Origin of the sequence: Rhodococcus sp. NPDC077669, assembly GCF_040686915.1 — a bacterium.
GTDB classification, from domain to species: Bacteria; Actinomycetota; Actinomycetes; order Mycobacteriales; family Mycobacteriaceae; genus Rhodococcoides; species Rhodococcoides fascians.
In genome coordinates, this window is record NZ_JBFBMD010000005.1 from 176,387 (window position 1) to 192,265 (window position 15,879).

Genomic DNA, 15,879 nt, shown 5'->3' on the forward strand with positions numbered 1-15,879 from the left:
CGACGGCACCGCACCCGAGAGGCGTGACGAACCGAGTACTCGCCGATCTCGACCCCGAGGTGCACCGCGCGATCAGTGCCGAGCTCGGCCGCCAGCAGAACACCTTGGAAATGATCGCGAGCGAGAACTTCGCACCATTGGCCGTCATGCAGGCGCAGGGTTCGGTACTGACGAACAAGTACGCCGAGGGCTACCCCGGCCGGCGCTACTACGGCGGATGCGAGAACGTCGACGTCATCGAGCAACTCGCGATCGACCGGCTCAACGCCCTGTTCGGGTCGTCGTTCGCCAACGTGCAGCCGCACTCGGGTGCGCAGGCGAATGCCGCTGCCATGGCGGCACTGCTGCAGCCGGGCGATTCGATTCTCGGTCTCGCACTCGCCCACGGCGGACACCTCACGCACGGCATGAAGCTGAACTTCTCGGGCAAGTTGTACGACGTCTCGGCCTACCACGTCGGCGAGCACGACCACCGCGTCGACATGGAAGAGGTGGAGCGCCTCGCCCACGAGCACCGTCCCAAGCTGATCATGGCCGGTTGGTCCGCCTACCCGCGCCACCTCGACTTCGCCGAATTCCGCCGCATCGCAGACGAAGTCGGTGCCTACCTGATGGTGGACATGGCGCACTTCGCCGGCCTGGTCGCCGCCGGACTGCACCCGTCACCGGTACCGCACGCGCACGTGGTCACCTCGACGACGCACAAGACGCTCGGCGGACCGCGCGGCGGCGTCATCATCACCAACGACGCCGCGCTGGCGAAGAAGTTCAACTCCTCGGTCTTTCCCGGTCAGCAGGGCGGGCCCCTCGAACACGTCATCGCCGGCAAGGCCGTCGCCTTCAAACTTGCTGCCGAAGAGGACTTTCGGGAACGGCAGCAGCGCACCCTCGAAGGCGCGAAGATCCTGGCCGATCGACTGTTGACCGACGACGCAGCAGCCGCAGGCATCGACGTGGTCTCGGGCGGCACCGACGTCCACCTCGTTCTCGTGGACCTGCGCAAGTCCGAACTGGACGGCAAGCAGGCCGAGGACCGACTCCATCACGTCGGAATCACCGTGAACCGCAACGCAGTTCCGTTCGATCCACGGCCGCCCATGGTGAGCTCCGGAGTCCGCATCGGCACCCCGGCCCTCGCGACCCGCGGCCTGGACGCCACGGCGTTCGCCGAGGTCTCCGACGTCATCGCCCACGCGTTGCGTCCCGACACCGACGACCGCGGACTCGATGCACTGCGAATCCGGGTCGAAGCCGTCGCCGCGCAGTTCCCCCTCTACTCCGACCTGACGGAAGGCTACCGATGACCGCCCCCGCAACCCCTCCGGGCGCACATCTGCCCGACCACCCGGACTTCCTGTGGCGCAACCCCGAGCCGAAGAAGTCCTACGACGTCGTGATCATCGGCGGCGGCGGACACGGCCTGGCCACCGCGCACTACCTCGCCAAGAACCACGGCATCACCAATGTTGCTGTGCTGGAGAAGGGGTGGCTCGCCGGCGGAAACATGGCGCGCAACACCACCCTCATCCGGTCCAATTACCTGTGGGACGAGAGCGCGCGCATCTACGAGCACTCGCTGAAGCTGTGGGAAGGGCTCGCCGACGACCTCGACTACCCCATCCTGTTCAGCCAGCGCGGCGTCCTCAACCTCGCGCACAGCCTGCAGGACGTGCGCGACAGCGTGCGACGCGTCGAGGCCAACCGACTCAACGGCATCGACGCTCAGTGGGTCGACCCCGACGAGGTCAAGAAGCTGTGCCCGATCGTCAACATCTCCAGCGACATTCGCTACCCGGTGCTCGGTGCGACGTACCAGCCACGCGCCGGCATCGCCAAGCACGACTACGTCGCCTGGGGATTTGCCCGACGCGCCGACGCGGCCGGTATCGACATCATCCAGAACTGTGAGGTCACCGGCTTCACCACCGACGGCAACCGCGTCACCGGGGTCAAGACCACGCGTGGCGACATCGCCACCGGCCAGGTCGCGCTGTGCGCGGCCGGGCACACCTCGACGCTGACGGACATGCTCGGCATCAAGACTCCGCTGCAGAGCCATCCGCTGCAGGCCCTCGTCTCGGAGTTGCTCGAGCCCGTGCATCCCACGGTCGTCATGTCGAATGCCGTGCACGTGTACGTCTCTCAGGCCCACAAGGGCGAACTGGTGATGGGTGCAGGCGTCGACTCCTACAACGGCTACGGCCAGCGCGGTGCGTTCCACATCATCGAACGGCAGATGGCAGCTGCAGTCGAGTTGTTCCCCGTCCTCGCTCGCGCGCACCTGCTGCGCACCTGGGCCGGCATCGTGGACGTCTGCCCCGACGCCTCCCCCATCGTCGGACGCACCCCGTTCGACAACGTGTTCCTCAATTGTGGCTGGGGTACAGGCGGATTCAAGGCCACCCCCGGTGCCGGTTGGTGCCTGGCCGACACCATCGCCAACGACGAGGTGCACGAGTACATCGCACCGTTCAGTCTGGACCGATTCGTCACCGGCGCGCTGGTGGACGAGCACGGTGCCGCAGGCGTGGCGCACTAGTTTCTCCGCCCCGACACACGCAGCACCCGAACGAGAAATCTTGGAGTGGCAATGCAATTGATCGAATGCCCGTGGTGCGGGAGTCGAGAAGAGACCGAGTTTCACTACGGCGGCCAGGCGCACATCGCCTACCCCGAGGACCCCTCGGCCCTCACCGACGAACAGTGGGCGCATTTCGTGTTCTTCCGTGACAACCCCAAGGGGCTCTTCGCGGAACGGTGGAGCCACAGCGCGGGCTGTCGGCGATGGTTCAACGCCGTGCGGGACACCGCCACCTATCGAATCCACAGTGTCTATCGCCTCGACGACCCGAAGCCGGTGAACCCATGACCGCATTCCGCACCGCATCCGGCGGCCGCATCGACCGCACGAACACCTTCGAATTCACGTTCGGCGGCTCGGCCCTGCAGGGACATCCCGGCGACACGCTGGCGTCTGCGTTGCTCGCCAACGGTATTCATCAGGTCACCACCAGCATCAAGCTCGGTAGGCCGCGAGGATTCACCGCAGCGTGGGCCGAGGACACCGGCGGACTCGTACAGATCGAGGAGCCGTTCCCCGAGCCGATGCTGCTCGCCACGACGATCGAGCTGTACGACGGCCTGGTCGCTCGGGGCATCCCCGGACAGGGGCGTCTCGCCGAGATCTCCGACTCCGCCAAGTACGACGCCATGCACGCCCACGCCGACCTGTTGGTCGTCGGAGCCGGCCCGGCCGGTCTGACGGCCGCTATGGTCGCCGCCCGCAGTGGCGCTCGCGTGGTCGTCGTCGACGATCAGAGCGAGTTCGGCGGCTCCCTGCTCGGCTCCGACGACGTCATCGACGGACGGCCGGCCCTGGACTGGGTTGCCGACGCGGTGGCCGAGTTGTCGACGTTCCCCGACGTGACGTTGCTGCGCCGCACCACCGCGTTCGGTTCCTACGACGACGGCTTCGTGCTCGCCCTCGAGCGCCGCACCGATCACCTGGGCTTGGAAGCTCCTGCAGCGCTGAGCCGTCAGCGAGTCTGGCGTATTCGCTCGCGTCACATCCTGGTGGCCACCGGTGCCCACGAGCGGCCCGTCGTTTTCACCGACAACGACCGACCCGGAATCATGTTGGCGCACAGTGCACGTACGTTCCTGCATCGCTACGGCGTGACGGTAGGAACCGAGGCCGTGGTGTTCACCACCAACGACAGCGCGTACAAGGCAGCCGTCGATCTGCACGACGCTGGGGTCCGCATCGCGCGCATCGTCGATGCCCGCTCCGAGGCACCGGAACACTGGCTCGGCCTGTGCCGCGAGCGCGGTATCGAGGTGCGCACCGGCAGCGTCGTATCCGGCACCCGAGGCGACACCCGCGTCACCCACGCACTGGTCACCGGTGCCGACGGTGCCACCGACACCGTGGCGTGCGACGTGCTGCTCGTCAGCGGTGGCTGGAACCCCGCCGTCCACCTGTTCAGCCAGGCCCGCGGAAAGCTCCGCTACGACGGCGAACTCGGTGCGTTCGTCCCGGCGGACGACGTCGAGGGCATCAGTGTCGCCGGGTCGGCCTCGGGAGTGTTCGATCTGGCCGGATGCCTCCGCGACGGCAACTCGGCCGCGGCAGGTGTGCTGACCCGTCTCGGCTTCGACATCACCGAAACATCGCTGCCAGCAGTCGACTCCGTGCCGAACACCGAGTCACTGGTGCTGTGGCGGGTGCGCGACGACTTCGGAGCCGACAGCCAGTTCGTCGATGTGCAGCGTGACGCGACGGTGGCCGATCTGGTCCGCGCCGTCGGTGCGGGCATGTCGTCGATGGAACACATCAAGCGCTACACCACGATCGGTACCGCACACGATCAGGGCAAGACCTCCGGTGTGGTGTCCTCGGGCATCGTGGCGGAACTGCTCGACAAGCCGGTGGAGAACCTGGGCACCACCACCTTCCGCCCGCCGTACACTCCGGTGGCGTTCGCGGCGTTGGCCGGCCGCAACCGCGGCATGGCCTTCGACCCGGAACGGGTTACTGCAGTTCATGATTGGCACGTCGCACGCGGCGCGGTCTTCGAGGACGTCGGACAGTGGAAGCGGCCCCGCTACTATCCACTGCCCGGTGAGGAGATGCACGACGCCGTGCTCCGCGAGTGCGCGGCCGTGCGTGCGAGCGTCGGCATGCTCGACGGTTCGACACTGGGCAAGATCGACGTGCAGGGCCCCGATGCCGGTCTGGTGCTGGACATGTTCTACACGAACATGATGAGCAACTTGAAGGTCGGCATGGTTCGCTACGGCGTGATGTGCGGTGCGGACGGCATGGTGATCGACGACGGCACCGTGATGCGGTTGGCGGACGACCGATTCCAGGTGTTCACCACCACGGGCGGCGCAGCAGGAATGCTCGACTGGATGGAGGAGTGGCTGCAGACCGAATGGCCGCACCTGGCGGTTCGGCTGACGTCGGTGACCGAGCAGTGGGCCACGTTCCCCGTCGTCGGACCGCGCTCCCGCGACCTCGTCGGCGAGATCTTCCCCGAGCTCGACGTCTCCAACGAGGCGTTCCCGTTCATGGCCTGGCGTGACGCCTCGGTCGACGGTGTGCCGGTACGCGTGGCGCGCATCAGCTTCTCCGGTGAACTGGCCTTCGAAGTGAACATCGATTCTTGGCACGCCCACGCACTGTGGTCGCGGCTGATCGATGCGGGCGAGAAGTACGGCATCACCCCGTACGGCACCGAGACCATGCACGTGCTGCGGGCCGAGAAGGGCTACCCGATCGTCGGCCAGGACACCGACGGGACCGTCACCCCACAGGACCTCGGTATGAGCTGGGCGGTATCGAAGAAGAAGCTCGACTTCATCGGAAAGCGCTCGTTCGACCGTGCCGAGAACCGGAACCCGTTGCGCAAGCAGTTCGTCGGGCTCCTGCCCGTCGATCGGGAGACCGTCCTTCCCGAGGGCTCGCAGATCATCGAGCACTCCGAGAGCGGCGTCCTCCCCGAGCTTCCGGTTCCGATGCTCGGCCACGTCACGTCGAGTTACGCCAGCGCAGAATTGGGCAGGCCGTTCGGGCTGGCCCTGCTCGAGGCCGGGCGTGACCGACTCGGCGACATCCTGCACGTCCCGGTGGGCGACACCCTCGTCGCCGTGGAAGTCACCGGCTCCGTACTCGTCGACCCGGAAGGTAACCGCCGTGATGGCTGACCGACTCGCCGCCAGAAGCCCACTCGCAGAAACAGTTCTGCCGGACTCGTCTGCTGTACGCATCGTGGAGGAGCCGTTCCTGGCCGGGATCGACCTGTGGGTCGACCCGAGCGGGCCGGGCGGTGCCGCTGCCTCGACCGAGCTCGGCACCGAGTTGCCCGGCCCCGGACGCGTCGCCGAGGGCACGAACACCACCGCGATCTGGCTCGGCCCGGAGGAGTGGCTGGTGATCGGGGCGGGCCTCGATCCGGTCGAACTCGAACACCGTCTCGGCTCGGCCGTTCGTGAGCATCGCGGTGCGGCAACCGATGTGTCCGCACAGCGAACCAGTCTGCGCCTGAGCGGTTCCCGGGCCCGCGACGTGCTGGCGAAAGGGTGCTCGATCGATCTGCACCCCCGCGTCTTCCCGGCCGGGTCGACGGTACAGACGATGCTGGCGATGGCAGGCATGATCCTCATTGCCTGTGACGACACCGGAACGGACTATCGAATCCTGGTGCGCTCGTCGTTCGCACGCTATCTCGCAACCTGGCTGACCGACGCGGCCGAGGAATACACCGACGCCGGCTGAGTCGCACCACCGAACCCGACGCGAGAGAAAAGGTGACCGCAGTGCTCACGACCGTCTCCACGGCAACCCGGGCAGCCGATGCCCGCGACCGGTTGCTGACCCGGCTGACGACCTCGCATCCGGTCGTCTGCGGAATCGTCAACGTCACCCCGGATTCGTTCTCCGATGGCGGTCGCTTCCTGGACTCGGATCGTGCTGTGGCACACGCTCTGTCGATGGTCGACGAGGGTGCCGAACTGCTCGACATCGGCGGTGAGTCGACCCGGCCGGGGGCCACCCCACCCACCGTCGACGAGGAGATCGAACGAGTCGTACCGGTGATCGACGCCCTGTCCAGACTTACCTCGACACCGCTGTCGGTCGACACCTCACGGCCAGAGGTGATGCGAGAGGCTGTACGCGCCGGGGCGAGCGTCATCAATGACGTTCGTGCTCTTCGTCTTCCGGGCGCACTCGCCGCAGCTGCCGAACTGGACGTTGCGGTATGCCTGACGCACATGCAGGGCGAGCCGTCGACGATGCAGAATTCCCCTCGCTACGGCGACGTCACCGCAGAGGTGTGCGAGTTCCTCGACGACCGGGCTGCCGAATGCATCCGCGCCGGAATCCCGGCGTACCGCATCCTGGTCGATCCCGGATTCGGATTCGGAAAGACTCTCGAGCACAATCTGACACTGCTGCAGGGCCTTCGGGCGCTCACCGCTTCCGGGCGACCGATCATGGCGGGTCTGTCGCGGAAGGGAATGATCGGTGCCATCACCGGACGAGAGGTCGACGGCCGACTCGCCGGATCACTCGCCGCCGCGATCTTCGCGGCCCAGAACGGGGCGTCACTCCTGCGGGTTCACGACGTCGCCGCCACCATCGACGCACTGGCCGTGATGCGGGCAGTGCGGTCGCTCGACGTACTGCCCTCACACCCAGGTCAATCCACGACGAATGCCGAGGCCACCTCATGACCGCATCCCTCTCCTCCGCCCGTCGGCTCTTCAGCGCCGAGCACGGTTGGATGGCCGTCGACCCGTTCGGCTCACCGGCCCAGACTCCGAGCCGTGTGGGTGTGACGCCGGCAGCGTTGGCCGACGCGGCCGACATCGTCGGCGTCGATCTTCCGTCGGTACGTACCGTGCTCACCGCCGGTGATGCGTGCGGCACCATCCACACGTCCGCCGGCTCGGTCACGGTGTACGCCCCGGCCAGCGGCATGGTCACGATCGTCAACCCCGCTGTGCGCGAGGACCCGTCGCTCGTCGCTGCCGATCCACTCGGTGCCGGCTGGCTGTTCGCGGTCCTGACTCCTGCGGCCTCGTCGTTCGACGACCTGACCATGCGCGAGCCGACCGGCGCAGTTCGGACGACCTCATGACCATCAGTGTGTTCGACCTCTTCTCCGTCGGAGTCGGCCCCTCGAGTTCGCACACCGTCGGACCGATGCGCGCGGCCGCCCGATTCGTCGACGACCTGCGGACGATGTCTGCGTTCGACGACGTTCGAGAGTTGGTTGTCGACCTGTACGGCTCGCTGGCTGCGACCGGAGCCGGCCACGGCACCATGACCGCCGTACTGTTGGGCCTGGAAGGCCATGCGCCCGAGACCATCACGACCGAGGTCATGGAAGAACGGCAGGCATCGATGGCGGCCACCGGCCGAATCGTCTTCGGTGGTCACCGAGAGATCGACCTGGCGGTCGACGACATCGTGCTGCGTCCGTTGACGGTATTGCCGTTCCACCCGAACGGGATGAAACTGACTGCCCGCGCAGCGGATTCGACCGAACTGCACAGCGAGGTGTATTTCTCCGTCGGTGGCGGTTTCGTGGTGACCGAGGCCGAAAGCGTCGAGGCCGTCGCACCCCTCGCCTCCGCGAACGGATTCGCGTCGGCCAAGGAGTTACTCCAGCTCTGCGAGCGGCGACGCTGCAGCATCAGTGACGTCATGACCGAGGTCGAGCTCGAACGCCGCACGCACGATGAGATTCGGGACGCGTTGCTGCACATCCGTGACGTCATGGTCGAGTGCGAGGTTCGCGGCATCTCCCGCGACGGCTACCTTCCCGGCGCGCTGGGAGTGCGGCGTCGAGCACGGGACTGGTTCCTGCGGCTCGATGCCGAGGATCCGAACCGTTCGAGCGAATTCGCCGAGGACTGGGTCAATCTCGTCGCCCTCGCAGTCAACGAGGAGAACGCCTCCGGCGGACGAATCGTCACGGCACCCACCAACGGCGCGGCCGGCATCATCCCGGCCGTGCTGCACTACGCCACTCGCTACACCGCCGCTGGGGTCGCCGATCCCGACGGCAGCACGGTGCGTTTTCTGCTCACCGCCGGCGCGATCGGATCGCTATACAAGGAGATGGCGTCGATCTCCGGTGCCGAAGTGGGCTGCCAGGGCGAGGTGGGTTCGGCGGCGTCGATGGCCGCAGCCGGTCTGGCCGAGGTACTGGGCGGCACACCCGAACAGGTGGAGAACGCCGCCGAGATCGCGATGGAACACAGCCTCGGTCTCACGTGCGACCCCATCGGCGGACTGGTGCAGATTCCGTGCATCGAACGCAACGCGATCTCGGCCGGTAAGGCAATCAACGCCGCTCGGATGGCGTTGCGCGGCAATGGTACTCACCGCGTCAGCCTGGACCAGGTGATCGAGACGATGCGCTCCACCGGGGCCGACATGCACTCGAAGTACAAGGAGACCTCCAGCGGCGGCCTCGCGATCAACGTGCCGGTGAACTTCGTGGAATGTTAGAGCGTGGAGTGCTAGAGGCCGAGAACTTTCTCCACCGCCACACAACGACGAGGGGCCCGTACCGATTCGGTACGGGCCCCTCGTCGTGTGTCGGTTCAGCTGAAGATGACCGTCCGGTGTCCGTGCAGCAGGACGCGATTCTCGCAGTGCCAGCGGACCGCCCGCGAGAGTGCGAGCGCCTCGGCGTCCTGTCCGACGGTGGCCAGACGAGACGGGTCGTGAGTGTGGTCGATACGAATGACCTGCTGCTCGATGATCGGGCCCTCGTCGAGATCGGGAGTGACGTAGTGCGCTGTCGCTCCGACCTGCTTGACGCCCCGGTCGAATGCCTGGTGGTAGGGCTTCGCGCCCTTGAAGCCGGGCAGGAACGAGTGATGGATGTTGATCGCCTTGCCGTGCAGCGCTCGACACGTCTCGTCGGAAAGCACCTGCATGTACCGGGCCAGTACCACCAGGTCCACCTCGTACTCGGCGACGAGGTCGAGCAGGCGTTGCTCGGCCTCTGCCTTGGTACCCGGGGTGACGGGAACGTGGACGAACGGCAGCCCGGCAGCCTCGGCCATCGGCCTCAGCACCTCGTGATTGCTCACCACGGCCACCAGTTCGCCGCCGAGATTCTGTGAGCGCCAACGGAAGATGAGGTCGTTGAGGCAATGCCCCATCTTGGACACCATGACGAGCACGCGCGGCTGGCTGCAGCCATTGAAGGTGTACATCATCGAGAATCGCTCGGCCACCTCGCGGAAGCTCTCGGTCAGCTTCTCGATGTCGGTGGTGCCGCTGGCCACGAACGAGGTGCGAAGAAAGAACGAGCCGTCCGTGGAGTCGTCGAACTGTTGGTGTTCGGCGATGTCGCAGTCGTTGTCGAAGAGGAATGCACTGACGGCCCGGACGATGCCCGGCCGCTGTCCGCAGCTGAGCGTGAGGGTGAAGTTCTCGGTCATCGAATCTCCTGGTACTGGTGGGTCGTCAGCTGCGGATCTTGGCCATCTCGGGGTCGACGAGGGGCTCGGCCACGACGGTGGCGGACACGAGCCGATCGAAGTATCGAATCTGTACTGCTGCACCGGGTTCTGCGCTACCGGCAGGAACCCAGGCGTAGGCGATCGGCGCACCGACGGTGTGACCGAAGGAGGCGCTGGTGACGTAGCCGGCGGGTTCACCGTCCACCAGGACGGGCTCGTGGCCGAGTACCACCGACGTGCCGTCGTCGATCTTCAGGCAGACCAACTTCTTGGAGACGGTGTCGTCGGACATCTCGAGTACGGCGTCGCGGCCGCGGAATTCGCCCTTCTGGGGGCGCACTGCGAAGCCGAGACCTGCCTCGTAGGGATTGTGCTCGGTGGTCATGTCCGAACCCCACGACCGGTAGCCCTTCTCCATGCGCAGGCTGTTGAACGCAGCGCGCCCGCCGGCGATGATCCCGAACTCGGAACCGGCCTGCCACAACATGTCCCACAGCCGCTGGCCGTAATCGGCGGTGGTGTACAGCTCCCACCCGAGCTCGCCCACGTACGACAATCGCATCGCCGTGACGGGCACTCCCCCGATACGAACCTGCTTGCAGCGGAAGTATTTGAAGTTCTCGTTCGAGAAGTCGTCCTGGGTGAGCTTCTCGACGACCTCGCGGGCATGCGGACCCCACAGGCCGATGCAGCACGTGGATCCGGTGATGTCGTCGACGGTGACGCTGCCGTCACTCGGCGCTTCGCGGCGAAGGTAATCGAAGTCGAGGTTGCCGTTGGCTCCGACCTGGAACTCGTCGGCGGACAACCGGGCTACGGTGAGATCGCTTCGGACGCCGCCCTTCTCGTCGAGAGCCAGCGTGTACGTGACAGCTCCGACGGACTTGTCCATCTTGCCGGACGTCAATCCCTCCAACAGTGCCAGCGCACCGGGTCCGCGAACGCGCAGACGCTTGAGCGGGGTCATGTCGTACATGGCGACGGACGTACGGGTCTTCCACGCCTCGGCCGCGGCAATGGGCGAATGGAACATCGACGCCCACTCGTCGCGCTTGGGCGGCTGCCACTCGACGGGAAGCTGGTGCACCAGATCGGCATTGGCCTCGTACCAGTGCGAGCGTTCCCACCCGCCGCCTTCGAGGAACACGGCACCGAGTTGATGCTGCCGCGCGTTGAAGGGGCTGACCCGAACGTCACGCGGGGACAACCGCGGCTGCGAGGGATGCAGCACGTCGTAGATCTCGACGAAGTTCTGCTGCGAGGTTTCGCTGACGTACGAGGGATCGAGCTGGAAATCCTCGAAGCGGTTGACGTCGCATCCGTGCAGCTCGACCTCGGAGCGTCCGTCGACCAGCAACTGTGCGATGGCCCGGCCGACTCCGGCCGAATGCGTCACCCACACGGCCTCGGCGATCCAGAAGCCCTTGACGTCCGGGGATTCACCGAGCAGCGGTCCGCCGTCGGGGGTGAACGAGAAGACTCCGTTGAAGCCGTGGTCGATCTTGGCGGTCTCGAGGCAGGGCAAGAGGAGCTTGGACTGCTCCCACGACGGGGCGAAGTCCTCCTGCGTGAAGTCGAGCATGGACGGCATCGCCTCGTCGGACACACCGTCTCCGCCGGGCAGGGTCTTGGTGTCGACGGGCATCGGGCGGTGCGCGTAGGTTCCGATGCCGAGACGGTCGACGTGCTCGCGGAAGTACAGGTCCTGATCCTGATGACGAAGAATGGGCATGCCGGCCTCGGCCGCTTCGGTGTTGCGTCCCACCAGTTCCGGGATCTGATCGGTCTTGGCGTACTGGTGCGCCAAGGGCAGCAGCGGCACCTTCATGCCGACCAGTTCGCCCACATCGGGGCCCCAGAAGCCGGCGCAGGACACCACGATGTCGGCCTCGATGACGCCGTTGTCGGTTGCCACACCGGTGACGCGGCCACCCGTCTGTTCGATTCCGATGACCTTGGTGGAACCACGGAACACGGCTCCGCGCGATTCTGCGCGACGGGTGAGTGCCACGACGGCACGGGACGCTTTGGCAAGACCGTCGGTCTCGACGTACAGACCGCCGAGGACCTGCGAACGATCGATCAGCGGATGCAGTTTGGCGCATTCGGACGGGTCGATGACCGATCCTTCGATGCCCCAGGACGTGGCCCAGCCCTGCTTACGATGCAGGTCGGCCAGTCGCTCCTCGGTGGTGGCCACTTCGAGGCCGCCGAGCTGATTGAAGCACCACTGCCCGTCCACCTCGAGGCCCATGAACTTCTCGACCGTGTATCGGGCGAGTTCGGTCATGGTCTTGGATGCATTGGTCTGGAACACCAGACCCGGTGCGTGCGAGGTGGATCCACCCGTGAGAGGGAGCGGCCCCTGATCCAGCACGGTGATGCGATCCCAACCGCGTGCGGTGAGCTCGTCGGCCACGTTGGTACCGACTATGCCGGCGCCGATGATGACAACTCTCGGTGAACCCATGGTGGTCCTTCCGTATCGGGGTGGAGAGATGGAGCTCGGCCGAAGCGGTCCACGGCCTGCACGACAACTAACCAGAGATTGATATATCAAGAGTATGGGCAGGGATGGATGTGGTCAACCCCCGAAATACCGATGGTGCGGGACGCATAGTTTCGCGTCCCGCACCATCGCTCACTTCACTTGCCGGCCTTGACTTTCGGCGGGGCCTTGGGGTTCTTGACGATGAACGGATCGTTCGTGACGTCCTTGTACAGCGAGACGCACGTACCGATCATCACCAGTACGAACGGCGCCGCCACGATGATGGTCATCGTCTGCAACCCGTTGAGAGCGTCCGAACCTCCCGTCCACAGCATCAGTATCGCGATGCCGCCGGTGACCACACCCCAGAAGGCGACGACCCCACGGGACGGATCCAGGGTGCCGCGTTGCGACAAGGTGCCCATCACGATCGAGGCAGCGTCGGCACCACTGACGAAGAAGATGCCCACCAAGACCATCACCAACACCGACGAGATGCCGGCCAACGGGAAGTGGTCGAGAACCGCGAACAGCTGCGATTCCGGCTTACCGAGGGCCACCAGATCCTCGGTTCCCTTCTGCTGCTCGCCGATTGCCGCTCCACCGAAGATCGAGAACCAGACCAAGCTCACCGACGTAGGGATGAGAATGACGCCGATAACGAACTGGCGGATGGTACGGCCGCGACTGATGCGAGCGAGGAACATACCGACGAAGGGGGTCCACGAGATCCACCAGGCCCAGTAGAAGATCGTCCAGGACGAGAGCCAGGACTCGGTCTCGGGGCCACCGGATGCCGCCGACCGCGCCGACATGCCGGCGATGTGCGCGGCGTAGTCGCCGAGAGTGGTGGGCAGCAGATTCAGGATCAGGACCGTGGGGCCCGCGACGAACACGAAGATCGCAAGCACGAGAGCCAGCACCATGTTGATGTTCGACAGCCACTGAATTCCCTTGGAAACCCCGGACACTGCCGAGGCCACGAACGCAAGTGTCAGGATGGCGACGACAGCCACGAGCAGAAGCGTCCCCGCTTGGTTGACCCAGCCGAGAACCTCGATACCGGACCCGATCTGGAGTGCGCCGAGGCCGAGGGACGCCGCGGTGCCGAACATCGTGGCGAAGATCGCCAGAATGTCGATGACCTTGCCGATGGGGCCTTCGGCGCGGCGACCGATCAAGGGGATGAACGAGGAGCTGATGAGCTGCTTGCGGCCCATCCGGTAGGTGCCGTAGGCGATGGACAATCCGACCACCGCGTACATCGACCAGGGGTGCAGTCCCCAGTGGAAGATGGCCGTCGAGAGTGCCGTTCCCACAGTGGAATCGGTGATTCCGGGCGGCGGGGTGACGAAGTGAGTGAGGGGCTCGGCCACTCCCCAGAAGATCAAGCCGATTCCCATGCCGGCGCTGAACATCATCGCGATCCAGCTGACGGTGTTGAATTCGGGCTTCTCACCGTCTTTGCCGAGCGGAATCTTCCCGTATCGACTGAGTGCGAGCCACAGCGCGAAGATCACGAATCCGGTGGCCGAGAAGATGAACAGCCAGCCGACGTTGGTCACGACCCAGTCGAGTACCGACGCGTTGACGGACTTCATGTTCTCGGTGCCGAGGATGCCCCACGCCAGAATCGCGATCACGATGGCGGCGGTGATACCGAACACCACCTTGTCGGTGCGCGGCTTGCCCTCCTCTCCGAGGTGGTAGACCTCGAGGGGGCCGTAATGATGAGGGGCATGTTTCTCGGGTGCAGCGACGCGAGTTTTGTCGCCCCGGGGTTTGCTGTTCGTTGTCACATCGTTCTCCCTCCGGCTCTCGCCGAATAGGTGTGTCGCCCGTGCACGCAGCGTGGGTGGTCGGATAGGTGCGCGACTCGTTGCTCTCTGCGCAACTACGATTTGTTTGGACTCGAACAAGACTGAGCCGACCCAGGGGCTATGTCAATAGATGGCTGGTCATTTCGACGCGTTCATCACGGATTTTCGAAACGGACAACGCTTTTGAACAGCATCTATACAGGCACAAAGGCCAAAAGTTGTCCGAATTCGATACTCGCTTTTAACACTGGATACTGCCCGGTAACTGATATATTAAGCCGATTCCACCTCCGTCGGCGGCCTCGAACGCCGCTCCTTCACCTCACTCAGGAGTACCAGTCATGCCGCAGCAGGTCCGCGCCGTCGTCGCTATGAGCAAAGGCGAGCCCGTCTCGATCGAGACGATCACCATTCCCGATCCCGGCCCGAACGATGTCGTGGTCACCATCGCCGCGTGCGGGGTGTGTCATACCGATCTGCATTACCGCGAGGGCGGCATCAACGACGAGTTCCCGTTCCTGCTCGGCCACGAAGCCGCAGGCACCGTCGAAACCATCGGCGATGCCGTGACTCATGTCGAGGTCGGTGATTTCGTGGTGTTGAACTGGCGTGCGGTGTGCGGGGAATGCCGAGCCTGCAAGAAAGGCACCCCCTGGTACTGCTTCGACACCCACAATGCGTCGCAGAAGATGACTCTCGCCGACGGCACCGAACTGTCCCCGGCGTTGGGGATCGGGGCGTTCGCCGACAAGACCCTCGTCCACGAAGGCCAGTGCACCAAGGTCGACCCGGACTCCGATCCGGCGGTGGTGGGGTTGCTCGGGTGCGGGGTGATGGCCGGGTTGGGTGCGGCGATGAACACCGGGAACGTCTCGCGCGGGGATTCGGTGGCGGTGATCGGGTGCGGCGGTGTCGGGGATGCCGCGATCGCCGGGGCCCGCCTGGCGGGGGCGTCGACGATCATCGCCGTCGACCGCGACAAGAAAAAACTCGACTGGGCTCTCGATCTCGGTGCCACCCACACCGTCGATGCCTCGAAGGTCGATGCCGTCGAGGCCATCCAGGAGCTGACCGGTGGGTTCGGGGCGGATGTGGTCATCGATGCCGTCGGGCGTCCGGAGACGTGGAAGCAGGCGTTCTACGCCCGCGATCTCGCCGGGACGGTGGTGTTGGTGGGGGTGCCGACGCCGGAGATGACGGTGGAGATGCCGTTGATCGATTTCTTTTCCCGGGGTGGGTCGTTGAAGTCGTCGTGGTACGGCGATTGCCTGCCGGAGCGGGATTTTCCGATGTTGGTCGATCTGTACGAGCAGGGTCGGTTGCCGCTGGAGAAGTTCGTGACCGAACGGATCGGTCTCGGTGATATCGAGGCGGCGTTCGAGAAGATGCATCAGGGCACGGTGCTGCGTTCGGTGGTGGTCCTGTGAGCGGGCAGTTGCGGGTCGAGAAGGTGGCCGCTTCCGGTGACTCGAGCCCGTGCGCTGCGGCTCGACACCTCTGATATATCAAAGTGGGCCTCTTTACCCGTCGGTAGCGTTTTGTTTCATGGTGCCCTCGACGTATTCCGACGTCGGGGAC

The 15,879-nt window shown here is 65.4% G+C and carries 12 protein-coding genes; 9 read left to right on the forward strand and 3 right to left on the reverse strand.

Annotation, left to right across the window (positions count from 1 at the left end):
• The first annotated feature begins 23 nt into the window (after positions 1-23).
• The 8 genes from glyA (at position 24) to AB0P23_RS08655 (ending at position 9,025) form a co-directional block, all read left to right on the forward strand.
• Positions 24-1,304 (forward strand): serine hydroxymethyltransferase, encoded by a 1,281-nt coding sequence (glyA, locus tag AB0P23_RS08620; RefSeq protein ID WP_032373558.1) that lies wholly within the window; start codon positions 24-26, stop codon positions 1,302-1,304.
• Positions 1,301-2,539, forward strand: coding sequence for a sarcosine oxidase subunit beta family protein (locus AB0P23_RS08625; RefSeq protein WP_032373559.1), 1,239 nt, complete (start codon positions 1,301-1,303; stop codon positions 2,537-2,539). Before glyA ends, AB0P23_RS08625 begins: the two co-directional genes overlap by 4 nt.
• A gap of 51 nt (positions 2,540-2,590) precedes the next feature.
• A complete protein-coding gene (locus AB0P23_RS08630) occupies positions 2,591-2,869 on the forward strand; it encodes a sarcosine oxidase subunit delta (protein WP_027494732.1) in 279 nt (92 codons plus the stop codon).
• Positions 2,866-5,709, forward strand: coding sequence for a 2Fe-2S iron-sulfur cluster-binding protein (locus tag AB0P23_RS08635; RefSeq protein ID WP_283541757.1), 2,844 nt, complete (start codon positions 2,866-2,868; stop codon positions 5,707-5,709). Before AB0P23_RS08630 ends, AB0P23_RS08635 begins: the two co-directional genes overlap by 4 nt.
• Positions 5,702-6,280, forward strand: a complete 579-nt coding sequence (locus tag AB0P23_RS08640) for a sarcosine oxidase subunit gamma family protein (protein ID WP_283541756.1) — start codon at positions 5,702-5,704, stop codon at positions 6,278-6,280. The genes AB0P23_RS08635 and AB0P23_RS08640 overlap by 8 nt, the downstream gene beginning before the upstream one ends.
• A gap of 92 nt (positions 6,281-6,372) precedes the next feature.
• On the forward strand, positions 6,373-7,239 hold the full coding sequence (gene folP, locus AB0P23_RS08645) for a dihydropteroate synthase (protein ID WP_346772344.1): 867 nt from the start codon (positions 6,373-6,375) through the stop codon (positions 7,237-7,239).
• Positions 7,236-7,646 (forward strand): glycine cleavage system protein H, encoded by a 411-nt coding sequence (locus tag AB0P23_RS08650; protein WP_045841503.1) that lies wholly within the window; start codon positions 7,236-7,238, stop codon positions 7,644-7,646. The genes folP and AB0P23_RS08650 overlap by 4 nt, the downstream gene beginning before the upstream one ends.
• Positions 7,643-9,025: an L-serine ammonia-lyase gene (locus AB0P23_RS08655; RefSeq protein ID WP_363797274.1), complete on the forward strand. Its 1,383-nt coding sequence runs from the start codon at positions 7,643-7,645 to the stop codon at positions 9,023-9,025. Before AB0P23_RS08650 ends, AB0P23_RS08655 begins: the two co-directional genes overlap by 4 nt.
• Positions 9,026-9,120: 95 nt before the next feature.
• Here the strand turns inward: AB0P23_RS08655 and purU are convergent, their stop codons facing one another.
• The 3 genes from purU to AB0P23_RS08670 form a co-directional block, all read right to left on the reverse strand.
• Positions 9,121-9,969, reverse strand: coding sequence for a formyltetrahydrofolate deformylase (purU, locus tag AB0P23_RS08660; protein ID WP_032373562.1), 849 nt, complete (start codon positions 9,967-9,969; stop codon positions 9,121-9,123).
• 25 nt (positions 9,970-9,994) lie between these two features.
• Positions 9,995-12,460, reverse strand: a complete 2,466-nt coding sequence (locus AB0P23_RS08665; protein WP_363797276.1) for an FAD-dependent oxidoreductase — start codon at positions 12,458-12,460, stop codon at positions 9,995-9,997.
• A gap of 176 nt (positions 12,461-12,636) precedes the next feature.
• The gene (locus tag AB0P23_RS08670) at positions 12,637-14,151 is read right to left on the reverse strand and encodes a BCCT family transporter (protein WP_045841673.1); all 1,515 of its coding nucleotides are present in this window, start codon (positions 14,149-14,151) and stop codon (positions 12,637-12,639) included.
• A gap of 491 nt (positions 14,152-14,642) precedes the next feature.
• Here AB0P23_RS08670 and AB0P23_RS08675 point away from each other — a divergent pair, with 491 nt between their 5' ends.
• Positions 14,643-15,728 (forward strand): S-(hydroxymethyl)mycothiol dehydrogenase, encoded by a 1,086-nt coding sequence (locus AB0P23_RS08675; RefSeq protein WP_363797278.1) that lies wholly within the window; start codon positions 14,643-14,645, stop codon positions 15,726-15,728.
• Positions 15,729-15,879 lie beyond the last annotated feature (151 nt).